General features: G+C 38.7%; 19 protein-coding genes. 9 read left to right on the forward strand and 10 right to left on the reverse strand.

What is annotated here, in order from left to right:
* Window positions 1-556, reverse strand: a 556-nt coding sequence (locus tag UC75_RS21545; RefSeq protein ID WP_228137341.1) for an MFS transporter, incomplete at its 3' end; no start/stop codon positions are given.
* Window positions 557-794: 238 nt separating this feature from the next.
* Between UC75_RS21545 and UC75_RS12325 the strand changes: the two genes are divergently transcribed.
* Entirely contained in the window at window positions 795-1715 is a 921-nt protein-coding gene (locus UC75_RS12325) for a LysR family transcriptional regulator (RefSeq protein ID WP_049837768.1), read from the forward strand.
* Window positions 1716-1774: 59 nt separating this feature from the next.
* Here UC75_RS12325 and UC75_RS12330 read toward each other — a convergent pair whose 3' ends face one another.
* The 4 genes from UC75_RS12330 to UC75_RS12345 all read right to left on the reverse strand — a co-directional run bounded on the left by UC75_RS12330 (window position 1775) and on the right by UC75_RS12345 (window position 6171).
* Window positions 1775-2653, reverse strand: a complete 879-nt coding sequence (locus UC75_RS12330; RefSeq protein ID WP_049837769.1) for a class I SAM-dependent methyltransferase — start codon at window positions 2651-2653, stop codon at window positions 1775-1777.
* A 113-nt stretch (window positions 2654-2766) separates the two neighbouring features.
* Complete coding sequence (locus UC75_RS12335) at window positions 2767-4290, reverse strand: flavin-containing monooxygenase (RefSeq protein ID WP_049837770.1); 1524 nt, start codon at window positions 4288-4290, stop codon at window positions 2767-2769.
* A 22-nt stretch (window positions 4291-4312) separates the two neighbouring features.
* On the reverse strand, window positions 4313-5146 hold the full coding sequence (locus tag UC75_RS12340) for an SDR family NAD(P)-dependent oxidoreductase (protein WP_005299298.1): 834 nt from the start codon (window positions 5144-5146) through the stop codon (window positions 4313-4315).
* A 65-nt stretch (window positions 5147-5211) separates the two neighbouring features.
* The gene (locus UC75_RS12345) at window positions 5212-6171 is read right to left on the reverse strand and encodes a metal-dependent hydrolase (protein ID WP_005299295.1); all 960 of its coding nucleotides are present in this window, start codon (window positions 6169-6171) and stop codon (window positions 5212-5214) included.
* 522 nt (window positions 6172-6693) lie between these two features.
* Between UC75_RS12345 and UC75_RS12350 the strand changes: the two genes are divergently transcribed.
* Window positions 6694-7314: a TetR/AcrR family transcriptional regulator gene (locus UC75_RS12350; RefSeq protein WP_009387753.1), complete on the forward strand. Its 621-nt coding sequence runs from the start codon at window positions 6694-6696 to the stop codon at window positions 7312-7314.
* A gap of 77 nt (window positions 7315-7391) precedes the next feature.
* Here UC75_RS12350 and UC75_RS12355 read toward each other — a convergent pair whose 3' ends face one another.
* Window positions 7392-8114: a pirin family protein gene (locus tag UC75_RS12355; RefSeq protein WP_049837771.1), complete on the reverse strand. Its 723-nt coding sequence runs from the start codon at window positions 8112-8114 to the stop codon at window positions 7392-7394.
* Between UC75_RS12355 and UC75_RS19170 the strand changes: the two genes are divergently transcribed.
* The 4 genes from UC75_RS19170 (at window position 8113) to UC75_RS12370 (ending at window position 11669) form a co-directional block, all read left to right on the forward strand.
* On the forward strand, window positions 8113-8265 hold the full coding sequence (locus UC75_RS19170; protein ID WP_164837875.1) for a hypothetical protein: 153 nt from the start codon (window positions 8113-8115) through the stop codon (window positions 8263-8265). The two genes, UC75_RS12355 and UC75_RS19170, sit on opposite strands and share 2 nt — an antisense overlap.
* Window positions 8266-8686: 421 nt before the next feature.
* Window positions 8687-8914 (forward strand): hypothetical protein, encoded by a 228-nt coding sequence (locus UC75_RS12360; RefSeq protein WP_049837772.1) that lies wholly within the window; start codon window positions 8687-8689, stop codon window positions 8912-8914.
* A 320-nt stretch (window positions 8915-9234) separates the two neighbouring features.
* Window positions 9235-10554: an NCS2 family permease gene (locus tag UC75_RS12365; RefSeq protein ID WP_005299287.1), complete on the forward strand. Its 1320-nt coding sequence runs from the start codon at window positions 9235-9237 to the stop codon at window positions 10552-10554.
* A gap of 116 nt (window positions 10555-10670) precedes the next feature.
* On the forward strand, window positions 10671-11669 hold the full coding sequence (locus UC75_RS12370; RefSeq protein ID WP_049837773.1) for an adenosine deaminase: 999 nt from the start codon (window positions 10671-10673) through the stop codon (window positions 11667-11669).
* Between the two features lie 44 nt (window positions 11670-11713).
* Here the strand turns inward: UC75_RS12370 and UC75_RS12375 are convergent, their stop codons facing one another.
* Entirely contained in the window at window positions 11714-12271 is a 558-nt protein-coding gene (locus UC75_RS12375; protein ID WP_005299282.1) for a cytochrome b, read from the reverse strand.
* A gap of 236 nt (window positions 12272-12507) precedes the next feature.
* Here UC75_RS12375 and UC75_RS12380 point away from each other — a divergent pair, with 236 nt between their 5' ends.
* Both UC75_RS12380 and rnhB read left to right on the forward strand, forming a co-directional pair.
* The gene (locus UC75_RS12380) at window positions 12508-12897 is read left to right on the forward strand and encodes a hypothetical protein (RefSeq protein ID WP_049837774.1); all 390 of its coding nucleotides are present in this window, start codon (window positions 12508-12510) and stop codon (window positions 12895-12897) included.
* Between the two features lie 70 nt (window positions 12898-12967).
* Window positions 12968-13534 (forward strand): ribonuclease HII, encoded by a 567-nt coding sequence (rnhB, locus tag UC75_RS12385; protein WP_049837775.1) that lies wholly within the window; start codon window positions 12968-12970, stop codon window positions 13532-13534.
* A gap of 67 nt (window positions 13535-13601) precedes the next feature.
* Here rnhB and csrA read toward each other — a convergent pair whose 3' ends face one another.
* The 3 genes from csrA to alaS form a co-directional block, all read right to left on the reverse strand.
* The gene (csrA, locus tag UC75_RS12390; RefSeq protein WP_004793773.1) at window positions 13602-13856 is read right to left on the reverse strand and encodes a carbon storage regulator CsrA; all 255 of its coding nucleotides are present in this window, start codon (window positions 13854-13856) and stop codon (window positions 13602-13604) included.
* Window positions 13857-14101: 245 nt separating this feature from the next.
* Window positions 14102-15382 carry an aspartate kinase gene (locus tag UC75_RS12395; protein WP_004793772.1) on the reverse strand — a complete coding sequence of 427 codons (1281 nt, stop codon included), beginning with the start codon at window positions 15380-15382 and terminating at the stop codon, window positions 14102-14104.
* A gap of 65 nt (window positions 15383-15447) precedes the next feature.
* Window positions 15448-18084 carry an alanine--tRNA ligase gene (gene alaS, locus UC75_RS12400; RefSeq protein WP_049837776.1) on the reverse strand — a complete coding sequence of 879 codons (2637 nt, stop codon included), beginning with the start codon at window positions 18082-18084 and terminating at the stop codon, window positions 15448-15450.
* A 270-nt stretch (window positions 18085-18354) separates the two neighbouring features.
* On the opposite strand from alaS, the gene UC75_RS21550 reads away from it, so the two are divergent.
* The coding region (locus UC75_RS21550) for a glyceraldehyde 3-phosphate dehydrogenase NAD-binding domain-containing protein (RefSeq protein WP_322842902.1) at window positions 18355-18618 on the forward strand (264 nt) is incomplete at its 3' end.

Genomic DNA, 18618 nt, shown 5'->3' on the forward strand with positions numbered 1-18618 from the left:
CTGGTATAGCTTCAATAATGAACATCCATTGCCAGCCAGCGAGCCCCAAAATTCCATGCATTTCAAGTAACGCGGCAGAGATTGGTGAACCAACTGCTGTGGCAATTGGGGCTGCTGCCATAAATAAAGCAATCACACCAGCGCGATGGCGCGCAGGAAACCAGTAAGTTAAGTACAAAATAATGCCGGGAAAGAAACCCGCTTCGGCAACACCGAGTAAAAATCGCATAACATAAAAGCTGGTTGAGCTTTCTACAAATGCCATTCCCGCTGCAATTAGACCCCAAGTCACCATGACTCGAGCAATCCAGATGCGGGCACCGACTTTATGCAAAATAATGTTGGATGGGACTTCAAATAAGAAATAGCCCAAAAAGAAAATTCCGGCACCAAACCCGAGAACTGAGGCGGTAAAACCTAGGTCTTCTTTCATGGTGAGTGCGGCAAAGCCAATATTGACGCGGTCGATATAGGCTACAAGGTATAACAACATAATAAACGGTACGATTCTCCACGTGATTCGACGTAACGTTCGCTTTTCAATATCCATTTCCATGTCATGACTCCATATTCATGACTACCAATCCTGATTGGTAGTTTTCGCTTTCTTTACCGCTATTCATTCGGCTAGATGGCTTTTTCCCGCTCATCCACAGCATTCCTTCTGCGGACGTTTTTATGCTCTTAAACAAGAGACGGCTTATGTCGGGAAACAATGAAATGGATGTTAAACCCTTTAAAAAACTGATGAATCGATATAAAGTTAAATCACTATTGCAAAAAACTTAATAATCATGAACGCAGATACGGAATTAGCTTTCTTTTGTTTATTGGTTAAACAAGGAAGTCTTGTCGCGACGGCACGAGAGTTAAACTTGACCCCACCTGCGGTTTCTAGACGTTTAACTCAACTTGAAGAGCGTTTAGGAGTAAGGCTTTTAAATAGAACAACACGCCGAATTAGCTTAACCAGTGAGGGTGAGGTTTACTTTGAAAATGCGGTTCGTATTTTAAAAGAGATCGATGAAATGGAGCGTTTGGTTTCAAGTAGTCGAGCAGCGCCCAAAGGGGTATTGCGTGTGAATGCTCCTTTAGGCTTTGGTCGTTCTTATATTGCGCCAGCGATTTCTACATTTGCCAAAATTTATCCTGATGTCGATGTCCAACTGCATTTAACTGACCGTCCGATTAATCTGCCTGATGAAGCCATTGATGTATCAATCCGCTTTGGCGAAATACCCGATTCGCGTCTAATTGCCAAAAAATTGGCAGCCAACCGCCGTTTATTATGTGCATCACCTAGCTATTTAAGAATGGCAGGGCAACCGCTCACTCCTCATGATTTAACGCAGCATCAGTGTATTGTGATTCGGCAAAATGATTCTGCTTATGGTAATTGGCGACTAAGTCATGGCAAACAAGTTGAAACTGTTAAAGTTCATGGGCAACTGAGTACCAATGATGGGGCAGTCGCATTAAATTGGGCTTTAGAAGGCTACGGTATTTTGATGCGAGCAGAATGGGATGTAGCAAAATATTTAAGAAGTGGCAGATTGGTTCAAGTGCTAGAGGATTATGAAACACCACCAGCAGATGTCTATGCAGTGTATTTAGAGAGACTGAATCTATCACCTAAAGTCGCGCACTTTTTAGATCATTTACGCCAATTTTTAAATCAGCATGTCGATGGGCCAGAGCCGCGTTCAAGCTGGTAATGATGGTATTAATCTTGATTGTAAAAAAGCCAACTTAAAGTCTAAGTTGGCTTTCAACATTATTTTCTATTTAAACGCAAATGCAATAATCGTGTTGCTGAGGTGTGGCGAATTTCATCGATTCGTGCATTAAAATATCGTTCAGTAATTGCTTCACCTGATAAGTCTTCGACCACTTCAAAACCCATTTGCTTTACTGCATGATGTAAATCTATTGGTTTAAATTGACCTAGTAAAGGCTCTTTCAGCAAATGGGTAAATTGTGCAACGCCCATACTTCCAAGTCGCTCAATACCGTTTAATTCCTGAAAATCGGTCGAATAGTCGAGTACCACTTCGCTACCGTTTGCAGCAAATTCAGCAATACTTTTTAAAGTTTGCAAGGTCGTTTGCGGGTTTAAATAGTGCGTTGTGCCTAACCATGAAAAAAATGCAGGAGCAGATGAATCATAGACACTTCTGGTCAGGGCTTCCGAAATAGACTCTTTTTCAAAGTTAATCGCGACAAACTCAACGGTAGCAGGAATATTTCCTAACTTTTTTAGCTTAGTCTGTTTAGCAGCTTGAGTATCAGGATGATCGACTTCAAAAATTTTCAAAGTAGGGTAATGGTGTGATTCACGTAGTACAAAAGAGTCTAGGCCAGCACCGACTAACACATATTGTTGAGTATTTTGTTGAACTGCCTGATTAAGTAAATCTTCGGCATAACGAGAGCGTCCGACCACTTGCCCAGTAAGTAAACCTAAAGTGCGGTTTAAAACCGAAGAATTCATGACTTTAACAATCAGTGGGTTAGAGAGCACTTTTTTCCAGCCCTTACTGGTCAGCTCAAAAGCATAAGGGTCTGAAAATACAGGGTTCTTCGTATTTTGAAAATGATTGGCCCGTAATGCAGCAGCGGCTTCGGCGGTACGACTAGATTGACCTTCTTTCATCTTTATCCTGTTTTTTTATTTCTTGAAGATATTCAACGAAGAAGGCAGTGTATTTCATGAAAACCTAAAATACACTGCCTATTTCTTACAACGGATTTGATCGAAATTACAAATTAGAGAATTTTTGTCGTTTGATACGTCACTTCATAATCTTTCAAATCTACTTTTTTCAAACGTTGTTTAAGTTTTTTCAATGACCAAGGCCATGCGGCAAAGTTACGCCCGTTGGCATCAAGGTAATAACTCTTACAGCCGCCGCTATTAAATACCGTTGTTTGTAAGTGCTTCTGCACTAAATCGTTATGCTTTTTAATCACATCAGATTTAACATTTAATTTGCTAATTCCTTTGTTTTTAATTTTCAATAAGCCATCTACGATATAGTCGAGCTGCGCTTCTGCCAAACCAATGAAAGAGTCATAAACCAGTACGTTAGGCCCTAAAACTAAAAATGCATTTGGTACATTTTCAATGTTGGTGCCTAAGTAAGCCTCTGGTGAACTACTTTTCCATATATCTTGTAAACATTGGCCTTTTTCATTGTGGACACGTTTACCAATGGGTGGGTGAGATACTTCAAAGCCTGTACCCCAAATAATCACATCAACTTCGTGACGTTCACCATTCGCAGCAACCACTGTATTGCCTTCAACTTTCACTAATCCATGAGGGATTAGGGTCGTGTTCGGTGCTTGTAGTGCTGGATAATAATTGTTAGCGAATAAAATACGTTTACAACCAATGTCAAAGTTTGGCGTTACGTTTTTACGTAGCACAGGGTCATTAATTTGCAATTTAAGTAATTGCTTACCCAATACATTGACTGGTTTTAGGGCAAGTGGATTACGTAAACCAAAGTTAATCGCATTCAGCGTTAATGCTACACTTTTACGCCAGCTCGCCTGAATAGACGGATATTTAGCAATCACTGATTTACTAAATTCGCCCAAGTCTGTATCTGGTTTTGGTAGTACCCAAGGTGCTGTACGTTGGAATACAAAAAGTTCTTTCGCTTTTGGTTGAATTTGTGGCACAAACTGAATAGCAGATGCGCCAGTACCAATCACGGCAATGCGTTTATCTGTCAAATCATAATCATGGTTCCATTTAGCAGAATGGAACATCTCGCCTTTAAATGTTTCTAAGCCTTCAAGACGTGGAATTTGAGCTTCGGTAATTGGACCTGTGGCAAAAATAACGGTTTTAGACAAATATTGACCAGTACTGGTATCAAGTACCCACACATGACGTGAGTCATCCCACGCTGCGTTGAGCAGTTCGCTATTAAACTCGATTTTAGACGTAACATTAAACTCGTTACTCACATCTTCCAGATAACTTAAGATTTCTGGTTGGCGTGCAAATAAATGGCTCCATTTCGCACTTGGTGCAAATGAGTAAGAGTAAAGAGCAGAAGGTACGTCACAACCACAACCTGGATAGGTATTTTCACGCCATGTTCCACCAACGCGGCCTGCTTTTTCAATAATCTTATAATTGGTATAACCAACTTGATCTAGGCGAATTGCAGCGGCAATACCTGAAATGCCAGCACCCACAATAAAAGTATCGAAAATATGGTTTGGTGATTTGACAGCTTTTTTTGCTGAAGCATTTGTTTTCATTTGAGCAGTCATATGTGTACTACCTATAAATTTCTTATTTAAATAATTTGTACGATGTGCCAAGGAACTTGTTATACAAGCTTGGAGATGCACGTTTCATGAGCCAGAATAACTTTGCATCAATTTGAGGAATGGTATACAACTCATCCTGATCAAGGCGATTAAGTGTTAATCTTGCAACATCGTCACTTGTCGTGAAGGCATAGTTCATCAGCGCATGGTCTGCTAGCTTTGAATAGCGTCCTGGAATTCGACCATTTTTAATGATATTGGTTGGAACCAGCGTTGGGCAGAGTACATTCACTTTAATATTAAACTTATGCAGTTCAGCCGAAAGCGTTTCTGAAAGCGCACGCACACCCGCTTTAGTCACGTTATAAGCGGTCATTTCTGGTGCAGCAGTGTAAGATGCAGCAGATGCCACATTAATAATCGCACCGTAACCTAGCTTTTTAAACTTTGGAACAAATGCATGACAACCGTGAATAACACCCCAAAGGTTAATATTCATGACCCAGTTCCAGTCTTCTAGGCTCAGTTCATCAAACTTACCGCCTAAACCCACACCAGCATTATTAATGACAAGAGTTACAGGGTGTCCAAGTAAAATTTCAGCAGTTTCAGCTAGATGATTAACCTGTTCAGCATTACCCACATCACAACGCATAGCAAAAGCTTTAGCGCCTTCTTGTTCAAGAAGTTTTACTGTTTCTTCAGCAGCTTCGAGATTAATATCTGCACACACTACGCTGCCACCACGTTTTGCAAGTTCAAGTGCAAAACTTCGACCAATCCCACTGCCTGCACCCGTCACTACGGCATAAGCTTTTTGGCTTGGTTTAACTTTCTTTTTGCCAAATAAAATCATGATTCATCCATAAATAGCTTGAAGAGATACCAGCTATCTGTTCGATAGCTGGAAATACAGGACGATTAAGACATGCGTACTGGTGGGGTAAATTCTTTAACAAAGTAAGGTGCAATCGCGCCGCCTTCGTTCAGTAATTTCTGTTTGTAATACTCAAGATATTCAGTCGTATCATGATCATTTGGATGAAAGTCTGGACGTAAGTAGTCAAGAATTTGACCAATCGTACTACCAAAAACACCATCTTTTGGACCAAAGATTAAGCCTACACCACGACGAGCATCTTTCCAGAATTTTAAGGTCAACATCTCTTGCGGCTTTCTTAACACAGGAACAAATAACGTTGTCGCAGGGATTAAGCCTAAAATTGTAAATAGTGCAAGGAAGAAACCAGATGCGCGCAGTGGATAGCTGCCATTTAAGATTTGATAAACATCGTAGGCAATGTCTTTATGTTCAGATTCTTCAAGCATATGCCACATCCACAACGCACGGCTTTTTGCATCATCTGAATAATAGAAATTCTTTTCATGCTTCATCATGTATTCAGCAAGTACCGCAGTAAAATGCTCAATACCTGCCATCATTGACAATTTTAGTGGTTGTGGAAATTTCAAAAATACATATTTAAAGAAGTTCGAACCAAGAAAGCGATATAGCGCAACAGGATATTCAGCATCTTGAAGGGCATCGTTATATTCATTGTGCAATTTAGAATGAATTGCTTCTTGTCCAATCAGTGAGGTAACACGTTGCTTTAAAACTGGGTCTTTAATAAATTCGCGGTGATGGCGAGCGGTTTCAATAACCAGATCTTCACCATAGGTTAAAAACACCGAAAGTGTGGCAAAAAACAAAGTAGCAAATTGATTGTCCATATAGAATCTGACATCAATTTCCTTTCCATCAAAACCAATATTTAAATGTCGGATTGGAATTGAGCTTTTGCTAGAAAAATCCGGTAACTCAATTTCACGCTGAAATTTAAGTTTGTTGAATGATTTTTTAACTGCGGTCGAGATCATGGCGACACCCTGAGGCAAAGTAGTGGTGCATTTTGATGAAAATCAATAAACTCAATGATCAACAAAGCACTGTAAAATTCCATTTTCAAAAGCAGATGATTCTCTGCATTGACTACGGTGTTGTTGCTCCGTTATTTGTTTGATTATTTGGCTGAATAACGGAAAGAAGAGTAAAGATAGACAAACTATTTAGTGACTCTTCTTTAATTTTTTCATATTAATCTGACTTTATGTTCGGATTCAATTCGGGTAAATTTTTAAAAATATGAAAGTATTTTATAGACCTATTCTACAATGCAAAGTTTAGCTTTAATGATTTTATGTAATTGAAAAATAATGAATTAATTTTTATTTGATCTAGTGGTGCAGTCATTTAAAACACAGATTCATTCATGGCTTGGGGCATGTTTTTCTCATTTCTTTTTACTAAGTTTGACAACTATTCGGATTTTGTTTTTATATTTCTTCTGAGTCAAATTACATGCTAATCTGACTTTATGTTCGGATTATTGATTAGATCGTATGACTACGCGAAAACCTCGTCAAACTCGAGCCAAAGTCACTGTTGATACTATTATTGAAGCTGGTTTTATCGGGGTAGCGCTTCATGGCCCGAGTGGAACTACGACACGGCATATTGCAGAAATTGCTGGAGTGAGTGTCGGGTCTTTATATGAATATTTTAAAAATAAAGAAGAAATTTATGATGCGATGAATCATTACTTTGTTCGGGAAATTCTGGACATGATTACAGAGCTTACACCGACTATTTTGCAGTTGGAGTTAGAGCCTGTCATCGAAATGATTTTTTATACTTTTAGTGATTTATTAAAGAAAAATAATGACCGCTATTTGACTGTTCTACGTTATGCAGGAGAGTTGCAATACGACAAATACATCCCCAAAATTGAACAGGCTTTAATGGAAGTCATCATGAAATATATGATGCACAATCCTAAATACCTAAAAATTAATAATTTACCTGTAATTACCTACATTTGTATCAATAGCGGAATTTTTAATGTCGCACGGCATCTTATTTTGCCAAACCCTTATATTAGTTTTGATGAAATGGTGCAGGGGCTAACCACGATGATTATGAGCTATATCAATACAGAGATGGCACGTTCAGAAGAACATTGAGCTGAGTTAGAACTTTTATAAATCCGATCAACAATAAAAAAGCCCCCGCATAAATTTTATGCGAGGGCTTAGTTACATTATGGCATGGTTGGAACTTCTTCAGGACGCATATCGAAAATCAAAATTTCGGCGTTATCGCCATTGGTAAAAGATAAACTTCCGCCTTCACGAATACGTGCAGCATCGCCAGTGTTAAATGTTTTACCATTTACATCAACACGACCTTTAGCAACGTGTAGGTAAACATATCGACCTTCAGGAATCATAAATTCAGCAGTTTCTTCATTATCAAAAAGACCTGAGTAAATATTAATGTCTTGTTTGATCGACAAAGTTTTCTCGCCACCTTTTGGTGAGATGATCAAATGCAATTTACCGCGTTTGTCTGCTTCATCAATATGAACTTGTTGATAGCCCGGATCTGTATTCACTTCATTTGGAACAACCCAAATTTGCAAGAAATGAACGCCTTCTTGAGCTGAATGGTTAAATTCACTGTGTGCAACGCCACGACCTGCACTCATGAGCTGAATATCACCCGGCACAATCACAGAACCTGTACCCATCGAGTCTTTATGCTCTAATGCACCTTCAAGCACATAAGAAATAATTTCCATATTGCGGTGAGGGTGAGTACCAAAGCCTTTAGATGGAGCAACGTTATCATCATTAATTACAAGTAGATCAGAAAAACCAACTTGTTTAGGATCCCAATAGTTAGCAAATGAAAAGCTATGTTTTGATTGTAACCAACCATGATGTGCTGCACCACGCTCGTGAGATAAACGCATATCAAACATGATGTATTCTCCTGATTTAATTTTCTATCTGAGCGTAGTTTATCGTAGCGTTTATCGTAATAAAGCACTGAAAATGGAAAGCTTGGTACGATTTTTAGAACGATTAAATGAAAATTATTTGTTAGCTAAGAAAAAGGGCTATTTAGGTTAAAACTGAAATTCTACTTTTAAAGCTAAAGGTGAAACTCGAGAAATAGTGAGATCGCCAAACACTTTTAAATAAAACAATTGAAAGAAAAATGAATCTTTTTATCCTATTTAATTGGTATAAAATTTAGAGATATTTCATGCTATATACACATTAGTCTACCCTGTGTATTTAAATGAACTTAATAATGAAAATGAATAAAAAGCTAATATTAAAAATAACTAAACCTAAACTGTTTTGAAATAAAGTTACTTTTCAATGGAAATGTTTTGTATTTATCACTTATTGAAATGATGAATTTAAAATCACCTTTCTTTTCAATAATTTGAGTAGGAGTGTGTTATTGTAAATAAATGTGAAAATATTCACAAAGCTATAATTTTTTGTTAAGATCGTTAACATTAAAAACATAGAGATAATAATAATGATCAATAAAGTATTAATAGTGTTGTGTGTGGGTATCGTCTTTGTATTAGGATATTGGGCCTATTTAGATACTCAAAATAAAAGACATCAAGAGCTCATGCGGATCATTCAAGAAGCAGAAAGAAACCTACAAAGTATCGAACGCAATCCAAATCATGCTCATCACAGCAATTTAGCTTCCTATAATATGCAAGAATATATCGGTGAGAAAAAAATTATTTTCTAAAAATATTGAATGATAAATTTCTGAATTTTACTTTGTCATTGGTCATATCTTTTCATAAATTTTGATCATGTTTCTGTTGAATCTGTTAAACTTATTTAACGTATAGTAAAAAAGCTGCATAGGGGTTATGCAGCTTTTTTGTGTTTCAAGAGGGGCTGTGGCTATTTCCTATGTACGAACTAGAAACCAAATGAGTGGCATATTTGTTGCTTCATAAGTTTGAGATTCTTGTTTATAGGGCTGAACAGAAAAACAATATTGTTCAGCGACCTACATAGACGTAAATATTCCACAGTTCAGATTTTGCATAGAGGCTACTTATGGCGGCGCCCAATTCTTCGGCAGGCTGGTTAGAGCGTTTATTTAAGTTAAGCGACAATAAAACCACTTTCCGAACTGAAGTTCTTGCTGGTGTAACTACATTCCTAACGATGTGTTACATCATTATTGTCAATCCACTCATTTTATCTGAAACCGGCATGGATCATGGTGCCGTATTCGTTGCGACCTGTTTGGCAGCAGCAATCGGATGTTTAGTAATGGGGATCATTGCAAATTATCCAATCGCACTGGCCCCTGGTATGGGTTTAAACGCTTACTTTACCTACTCGGTTTGTATGGGGATGGGCGTGCCATGGCAGACAGCTTTAGCGGCTGTTTTTGTTTCAGGCCTTGTTTTTCTTGCAATTAGCTTCTTTAAAATTCGTGAAGCGATTGTCAATGCGATTCCGATGTCACTTAAGTTTGCAATCGGTGGGGGTATTGGTTTATTCCTAGCACTGATTGCACTAAAAAATGCAGGCATCATTGTTGATAACCAAGCGACATTAGTCGGTTTAGGTGATATCAAACAGCCTACAGTATTATTAGCACTATTCGGATTTTTAATGATTGTAGTTTTACACCAGTTAAAGATTCGCGGTGCAATCATTATTAGTATTCTAGTCGTTACAGGCATTGCTACTGCTTTAGGTCTAAACGAATTTAAAGGTGTAGTGGGTCAAATCCCTTCAATTGCACCAACGTTCATGCAAATGGACTTTAAAGGTCTATTTACAGCAAGTATGGTCGGCGTCATCTTCGTATTCTTTATTGTCGATTTATTTGACAGTACGGGTACTTTAGTTGGTGTTTCACACCGTGCGGGTCTTTTAAAAGACGGTAAATTACCTCGTTTGAAGAAAGCATTATTTGCAGACTCTACTGCAATTGTTGCAGGTGCTGCATTAGGTACATCTTCAACTACGCCATATATTGAATCTGCTTCAGGTGTAGCAGCGGGTGGACGTACTGGTTTAACTGCTGTTGTGGTTGCTGTCTTATTTATCTGCTGTTTATTTTTAGCACCTCTTGCTCAATCTGTACCAGGTTTTGCAACGGCGCCAGCTTTATTGTTCATTGGTGTGTTGATGATTCAAGGTATCACTCATATCGATTGGGACGATATTACTGAAGCTGTTCCAGCCTTTTTAACTATTGTATTTATGCCATTTACCTATTCAATTGCTGATGGTATTGCAATGGGCTTTATTAGCTATGCATTAGTTAAATTATTCACGGGTAAGGCAAAAACTGTACCGTACATGGTATGGATTATTGCTGCACTTTGGGTATTTAAATTTATCGCGTTTGGCGGTTAATATGATTTTTTATAATTTTCTTCTGAAGCTATCTTAGTCATAGTTTTTAATAAGAAGAAAATTATAGAAGGGTGTGTTTTTGACCACACCCTTTTTTCTTTAGATGTGGAGTTAATATGAATCAAGTCGAGCTGATTCGCGCCTTACCAAAAGCCGAATTGCATGTGCATATTGAAGGGACTTTTGAACCTGAATTAATGTTTGCAATTGCCCAGCGCAATCAGATTCAGATTCCTTACAAATCTGTTGAAGAAGTAAAGCAAGCTTATAACTTTCATAATCTTCAATCATTCTTAGATATTTACTATGCTGGTGCAAATGTTCTTGTCCATGAACAAGACTTTTATGATTTAGCATGGGCTTATTTTGAAAAATGCGCCGAAGACCATGTCGTTCATACAGAAATGTTCTTCGACCCGCAAACCCACACTGATCGTGGTGTTGCGTTCTCAACAGTGATTGGTGGTTTAAAGCGTGCGTGTGCAGATGCTAAAGCTAAGTTTGGTATCAGCTCTCAACTGATTATATGTTTCTTACGTCATTTAAGTGAAGAAGCTGCATTTGAAACACTTGAACAAGCTTTACCATTTAAACAAGACATTATTGCAGTCGGCCTCGATTCAAGTGAAGTAGGGCATCCGCCAGCTAAATTTGAACGTGTTTTTGCTAAGGCGCGTGAAGAAGGCTTCTTAATCGTTGCTCACGCTGGTGAAGAAGGTCCACCTGAATATGTATGGGAAGCTTTAGATCTACTCAAAGTGAACCGTATTGATCATGGTGTACGTTCTGAAGAAGACGAACAATTAATGGCGCGTTTAATTAACGAAAAAATGCCTTTAACTGTTTGCCCTTTAAGTAACTTAAAGCTATGCGTTGTTAAGGATATGAAAGATCATAATATCCGTCGTCTATTGCAAAAAGGCGTACACGTGACGGTTAACTCAGATGATCCTTCATATTTCGGTGGATATATGAATGATAATTTCTTTGCTATCCAACAAGCTTTAGACCTAAACAATGATGAGTTGAAGAAGCTCGCAATTAACTCTTTTGAAGCCTCTTTCATTTCAGATGAAGAAAAACAAAAGTGGATTGCAGAAATCCAAAAAATCTAAATAAAAAAACCGCCTATCTCAGGCGGTTTTTTTATACATATGTTTTATTTAGGTTGTTTGGTCATACTATTTAAAATATTGTCTTTATCAACAAAGTGATGTTTTAAAGCTGCAAGCACATGCCCAACAATCAGCAAGCCTGCAAACCAAGAAATATAAACGTGTAATGGTTTAACAACAGCTAAAAGCTCTGGGTTATCTTGTACTAAACGGGGAATTTCAAATAAATATAAAACAGGGGCAGGGTGACCAGCGCTCCAGCTAAATAAACAACCAGTGACAGGTAAAGCCACCAAAATCACATAAAGCAATAGATGACCAACATGTGCCAAAGTTTTCATCATTGGAGACATGGTGTCAGGTAGTTTTGGAGCTGGGTGTGTGTAGCGCCATAAAATCCGGATAATCACCAAAAAGATAATGGTGGTTGCAATATTTTTGTGCAGCGTAATGACATCGCCTTTAAAGGGGCCATCAACATCATAACTTAAAAAATTTCCACTATAGAAACCAATAGCCCATGCTGCGATGAAAATGATTGCCATCACCCAATGCAGGATTTGTGCGGTACGGGTGTAATACTGAGATGAAACAGCAGGCATAAAAAACCTATTTTTTTGTCGTTTTGATTTTCAATTTTATGAGAAAGCACTGATTTTGAGAAATGTTTTAAATGTAACAGAGCGTGCTAAAAACAGAACGTTTAAGGAAAAATGCATTTGATGAGCTGAGTTTTGCTGGGGAAAAAAGATTGCATAAATGCATCAAATTATTTGTTTCTTCTAAAGTCGAGTTTAGGCACAATACGCGCTGCCAACGTTCAATCAAAGGAAAAATGATGAAAAAATTGATGCTCGCTCTAGCGCCAGTTGTTTTAGCTTTAACAGCGTGTGCAACGACTACAGGTACGGGTACAGGCGCTACTTCTACACAAACAACAACTCAGCAGTTGGGTGTGGCTGCATTAAAAGTTGCTGTAAATGCGAAATGTATTACAGAGATTAATAATGTTGCCGCTTGGAAAACAGCAACAAAGCTTATGACTGCTGAGCAACGTGATAGCATTCAAACGAATGTTTGTGGTTGTGTGAGCGAAAAGGCACCAAATAGTGTAACAGCGGTAGAATTGGCAGCGGCTGCATTTGATGTAAATGCACGTGCTACAATTGTAAACCAAGTGGTTTCAAAAACTGTAAATGAGTGTGTGGCAGAAGCTTTACAAAAGTAATTAATGATTTTTGTATTAAAGAAGGCTGATTACTATTGATCAGCCTCTTTTGTTTAAAGGTGAAGAGTAAATGTTTATTGCTGGTGTAGATGAGGCGGGACGTGGCCCATTAGTAGGTTCCGTTGTGGCAGCGGCTGTTATTTTAGATCCGAATAATCCAATTGAGGGATTAAATGATTCTAAAAAATTAACTGAAAAGAAACGTGAAAAGTTGTTTATTGAAATACAAGAAAAAGCCTTAGCTTGGTCAATTGCAGAAGCAACGCACGCTGAAATTGATGAATTAAATATTTTACAAGCGACTTTTTTGGCCATGCAGCGCGCAGTTGATGGTTTAAAAGCTCAACCACAAAAAGTGATTGTAGATGGAAATCAAATTCCAAAAGGAATCATTATTCCTTGTGAAGCTATTGTTGGGGGAGATGCGAGTCATCCTGAGATCAGTGCAGCGAGTATTCTGGCAAAGGTTACCCGTGACCGACAAATGGCAGAATTAGATCAGCAATATCCATTATTTGGTTTTGCCAAACATAAAGGATATCCAACTAAAGCGCATTTTGAAGCGATTACAGCGCATGGGGTAATCGATCAACACCGCCGCAGCTATGCTCCTGTTAAACGTGCTCTAGGCTTATAAATACAAAGTCCTAAAAAATTTAAAGCGACTAGAAAGTCGCTTTAATTAGGGAGAGAATAACTTCATATTAACGATTGAAGTTTTTCTGTGCATAATTATCATCTTCAAAAGAAACTTGATAATCTTGATCAAGATGTTGAAGGTGTTCATGCATTGCACGTTCATGTTGAATACGTTGATAAATTTCTTCGCGATGAACAGAAACCTCTTTTGGTGCATTCACACCAATACGAACCTGGTTTCCTTTGACGCCAAGCACAGTAACACTGACTTGATCCCCAATCATTAATGTTTCCCCGACACGGCGGGTCAGAATCAGCATGTTTATCTCCTTGCTAAACGCTTAAAACTGCAATATTGGTACCCAAATAAAAGCTCAACCTCAGTTTTCAGTCAGATTCTAACAGAAATATGAGAACAAAGTCATATTTTGATAATCACTGCCAAAAAACTTTCCGTTTAATATAACAGAGCCGCTATAAAAAAAACTATAGCGGCTCTGTGTTTTCTTTGATTATTGTCGGACAAGTAAACATTTTTTAATGAATTATTGACCGTTTGGTAAAATTAAGCGCGGGCGCTGCTTTCACCATGTTCACGATCTAAACCAAAAGCGGTATGTAGACAACGAACAGCAAGTTCAAGATATTTCTCGTCAATAATGACAGAAACTTTAATTTCAGAAGTTGAAATCATAAGAATGTTGATGCCTTCGTCAGCTAGAGCAGTGAACATCTTGCTCGCGACCCCTGCATGTGAACGCATTCCTACACCTACGATAGACACTTTAACGATGTCGTCGCGTGTTGAAACTTCACGTGCACCAATATTTTTGGCAGTTTCATTTAAGATTTTTTCAGCTTTCGCTAAATCAACACGGTTTACAGTGAAAGTGAAATCTGTTGTGCCATCTTCTTCAACATTTTGCACTATCATGTCGACTTCAATATTGGCATCACTTACTGGTGATAAAATTTTAGAAGCAATACCTGGTTCATCAGGTACACCTAAAATCGTTAATTTTGCTTCGTCACGGTTAAAAGCAATACCTGCAATAATTGGCTGTTCCATAGTATCTTCCGCCTCAGTCGTAATGAGTGTACCTACATTTTCTTTAAATTCTTCGTCAAACGCGCCGTCGTTATCATTATCAAAACTTGATAATACACGTAAAGGAACTTGATATTTTCCGGCAAATTCTACTGAGCGAATTTGTAAAACTTTTGAACCTAATGAAGCCATTTCTAGCATTTCTTCAAAAGAAATACGGTCGATTTTTTTGGCTTTAGGAGCAACACGCGGGTCAGTGGTGTAAACGCCATCTACATCAGTGTAAATTTGGCATTCATCTGCTTTTAGGGCAGCAGCAAGAGCAACACCAGAAGTATCTGAACCACCGCGGCCTAGTGTTGTGATATTTCCATTAGCGTCAAAGCCTTGGAAACCTGCAACCACAATAACACGGCCTGCATCTAGGTCATTGGTCATGACATCTGTATCAATAGACTCAATACGCGCCTTGGTAAATGCACTGTCAGTTTTAATACCGACTTGACGTCCGGTATAGGATTTAGCTTCCACACCAATCGAATTAAGTGCCATAGCTAACATGGAAATCGTCACCTGTTCACCGGTTGAAACCATTTGGTCTAACTCGCGCGGGTCAGGTGTTTCGGTAATGGCTTTAGCGAGAGCAAGTAAGCGGTTTGTTTCACCACTCATTGCAGATACAACCACAACAACCTTGTGACCGTGATCATGCCAACGCTTAACACGACGAGCAACATTTAAAATGCGCTCGGGGGTACCCATAGAAGTACCGCCATATTTTTGAACGATTAATGCCATAGTTTTTCCATATAAGCCATGACCCTGAGAGGCTTTTCAGGGTCAGTTACACAAAAAGTGAAGTCTTATTTTTGTTCAAGCCATGCAGGTAATGCAGCAATAACTTGTCCAAACTTCTCGTTAAGTGGCGCGCCACCTTGTGCTAAGTCAGGTTTACCACCACCTTTACCACCTAGCTCAGTTGCTAGATGCTTGATGATGTCACCTGCTTTTAGATTTGCAGTGTATTGTGATGCAACTGAAGCAAGTAGGCTAACTTTGTCACCCTCTACGCCAGCTAACACAATAACTGCATTCTCTAATTTTGATTTAACACTGTCATGTAAGTTGCGAAGTGATTTCGCATCTACACCTTGAACAGTGGTAATAAGCGTTTGACGACCAGAAATCGTTTGTACCTGATCAATCAATTCTGACGCTTGGAAGTTTGCCAATTTCTGATTGAGCTGTTCAATCTGCTTTTGTAATGCAGAAACAAGTTCTACGTTAGCCTGTACACGCTCAACAGTTTGGTCTTTCTGTGCTTTTAATAAGCCATTAATGTGCTGGATATCAGCATCAGTTTTTTGTACTACATCTAAAGCTTTAGTACCCGTAACTGCTTCAATACGACGTACACCAGCAGCTACACCGCCTTCAGAAGTGATTTTAAATAAACCAATATCACCTGTACGCTTAACGTGAATACCACCACAAAGTTCGATCGAGAAGTTTTTCTCATCAATCACTGAACCCATAGCGAGAACACGAACTTCGTTACCGTATTTTTCACCGAACAACATCATTGCGCCTTTTGCTTTTGCCGCTTCGATGTCAAGGAGTTCAGTGGTTACAGCTGTATTTGCAATAATTTCTGCATTAACTAAACGCTCAACCTGTTGTAACTGTTCAAAAGTTACAGGTTGGTCGTTAGCAAAGTCAAAACGTAAGATATCACTTGCAACTAAAGAACCTTTTTGTTGTACGTGTGAACCTAAGATTTGACGTAGAGCAGCATGTAATAAGTGAGTTGCCGAGTGGTTGCGTGCAGTAGCTTCACGAATATCTGCTTTAACAATTGCTTCAACGTTTTGATCAGCTTTAAGGTTACCAACGGTCACAATACCTTGATGAACAAAGGCACCGCCTGACTTTTTGGTATCTTGAACTTCAAAAATACCAGTTTCATTTTTGAAGATACCTGTGTCACCAATCTGACCACCACTTTCTGCATAGAAAGGAGTCTGGTTTAAAACGATAAGTGCTTCGTCGCCTTCAGAAACTTCATCAACTTGTATGCCATCTTTATAGATCGCTACAATTTGGCCTTGACCAGTAGTGTTGATGTAACCATCAAACTGGGTTTCGCCTTCAACTTGTACAATGCTGTTATAGTCAATAGCGAATTTACCAGCATCACGAGCACGTTGACGCTGAGCAGCCATTTCTACTTCAAAACCAGCTTCGTCAATAATAAAGTCACGTTCACGTGCAATATCAGCAGTTAAGTCTGTTGGGAAGCCGTAAGTGTCGTAAAGTTTGAAGACTGTCGCACCAGGAATAGTCTTGTCTTTTAACTGAGCAAGTTCACCTTCAAGTAGTTTTAAACCTTGCTCAAGTGTTTTAGCAAACTGTTCTTCTTCACGAACTAAAGTTGCTTCAATCACATCTTTACGAGCTGCGAGTTCAGGATAAGCCTCACCCATGACTTCGATTAAAGGTTGCAACATTTTGTAGAAGAATGTACCGGTTGCGCCAAGCTTATTACCATGACGCACAGCGCGGCGGATAATACGGCGTAGTACATAACCGCGACCTTCATTGCTTGGGTTAACACCATCAGCAATTAAGAAACAGCATGAACGTGCATGGTCTGCAACAACACGTAAAGAAGGCTGACCTTCGTCTTCAATACCAATAATGTTTGCAGCAGCTTTTAACAAGTGTTGGAACAGGTCAATGTCGTAGTTTGAATTAACATGTTGTAATACAGCAGAAATACGTTCTAAGCCCATACCTGTATCAACAGATGGAGCAGGGAGAGGGTGAAGCACGCCATCAGCAGTACGGTTGAACTGCATGAAAACGTTGTTCCAGATTTCAATAAAACGGTCGCCATCTTCTTCAGGTGTGCCTGGTAAACCACCCCAAATGTGATCACCATGGTCAAAGAAAATTTCAGAACATGGACCACATGGACCTGTGTCACCCATTGCCCAGAAGTTATCAGATGCGTATTTTTCGCCTTTATTATCACCAATACGGATAATACGTTCAGGCGCTAAACCAATTTCTTTATTCCAGATGTCATAAGCTTCATCATCGGTGTGATAAACGGTTGCATATAAACGGTCTTTAGGGAGAGCTAACCATTCATCGCTAGTCAAAAATTCCCAAGCGAATTTAAGTGCATCATGTTTGAAATAATCACCAAATGAGAAATTACCTAACATTTCAAAGAATGTATGGTGACGAGCAGTGTAACCAACGTTGTCTAAGTCATTGTGTTTACCACCAGCACGTACACATTTTTGTGATGTAGTTGCACGTACATAGTCACGTTTTTCAAGACCTAAGAAACAGTCTTTAAACTGGTTCATCCCAGCATTTGTAAATAATAAAGTTGGGTCGTTGGCAGGAACAAGAGAACTCGACGCGACACGTGTATGCCCTTGCGTCTCAAAGTAGCGCAAAAATGCTTCACGAATTTCAGCAGATGTCATTAAACGAGTACTCACAACCAAGTCACTCCATATTTTCGAATTTGGCTAAATGTATCAATGCCTGTTTGTTTTATGCAAAACCTTAACATGTGATACGGGGCTTATTTTTTAAAAACGCTAAATTGTAGCGGAAAAACCCCACCGAACCAACGATTTTAAAAGGAATATCTTACAAAACTGTGATTTGGCTAAAAATCTATATTCAATTGGGCGTGACGTGCTTTACTATATGCCTTCTTTAGCCTGTAGTTTTGTAGATAAGGATAGGTCATGCAACGTATCGCCATTAATGGGTTTGGCCGAATTGGACGTAATGTTTTACGTGCCTGGTTTGAGAGCTCAAAACAATTTCAATTTGAAATCGTGGCGATTAACGACATAGCTGATGTGCAAACATTAGTGCATTTATTTAAATATGACTCAACACATGGTCGCTTTAATGGAAATGTGGAAATATTCATTGAAAATGAAAAAGTTTTTTTGAATATTCAGTCAAATCAACGAACGCTAAAAGTTGAGGTTTTAAAGCAGAAA

Origin of the sequence: Acinetobacter sp. V2, from assembly GCF_001188385.1 — a bacterium.
Classification (GTDB): domain Bacteria; phylum Pseudomonadota; class Gammaproteobacteria; order Pseudomonadales; family Moraxellaceae; genus Acinetobacter; species Acinetobacter oleivorans.

Coding starts and splice junctions, on each gene's coding strand:
- UC75_RS12345 (WP_005299295.1), bottom strand. CDS start 6,171: ATGATCTCGACCGCAGTTAAAAAATCATTCAACAAACTTAAATTTCAG.
- UC75_RS12365 (WP_005299287.1), top strand. CDS start 9,235: ATGGCGGCGCCCAATTCTTCGGCAGGCTGGTTAGAGCGTTTATTTAAG.
- UC75_RS12330 (WP_049837769.1), bottom strand. CDS start 2,653: ATGAAAGAAGGTCAATCTAGTCGTACCGCCGAAGCCGCTGCTGCATTA.
- UC75_RS12350 (WP_009387753.1), top strand. CDS start 6,694: ATGACTACGCGAAAACCTCGTCAAACTCGAGCCAAAGTCACTGTTGAT.
- UC75_RS12370 (WP_049837773.1), top strand. CDS start 10,671: ATGAATCAAGTCGAGCTGATTCGCGCCTTACCAAAAGCCGAATTGCAT.
- UC75_RS12360 (WP_049837772.1), top strand. CDS start 8,687: ATGATCAATAAAGTATTAATAGTGTTGTGTGTGGGTATCGTCTTTGTA.
- UC75_RS12395 (WP_004793772.1), bottom strand. CDS start 15,382: ATGGCATTAATCGTTCAAAAATATGGCGGTACTTCTATGGGTACCCCC.
- UC75_RS12380 (WP_049837774.1), top strand. CDS start 12,508: ATGAAAAAATTGATGCTCGCTCTAGCGCCAGTTGTTTTAGCTTTAACA.
- alaS (WP_049837776.1), bottom strand. CDS start 18,084: ATGACATCTGCTGAAATTCGTGAAGCATTTTTGCGCTACTTTGAGACG.
- UC75_RS12340 (WP_005299298.1), bottom strand. CDS start 5,146: ATGATTTTATTTGGCAAAAAGAAAGTTAAACCAAGCCAAAAAGCTTAT.
- UC75_RS12335 (WP_049837770.1), bottom strand. CDS start 4,290: ATGACTGCTCAAATGAAAACAAATGCTTCAGCAAAAAAAGCTGTCAAA.
- UC75_RS12355 (WP_049837771.1), bottom strand. CDS start 8,114: ATGTTTGATATGCGTTTATCTCACGAGCGTGGTGCAGCACATCATGGT.
- UC75_RS12375 (WP_005299282.1), bottom strand. CDS start 12,271: ATGCCTGCTGTTTCATCTCAGTATTACACCCGTACCGCACAAATCCTG.
- UC75_RS12325 (WP_049837768.1), top strand. CDS start 795: ATGAACGCAGATACGGAATTAGCTTTCTTTTGTTTATTGGTTAAACAA.
- csrA (WP_004793773.1), bottom strand. CDS start 13,856: ATGCTGATTCTGACCCGCCGTGTCGGGGAAACATTAATGATTGGGGAT.
- UC75_RS19170 (WP_164837875.1), top strand. CDS start 8,113: ATGATGTATTCTCCTGATTTAATTTTCTATCTGAGCGTAGTTTATCGT.
- rnhB (WP_049837775.1), top strand. CDS start 12,968: ATGTTTATTGCTGGTGTAGATGAGGCGGGACGTGGCCCATTAGTAGGT.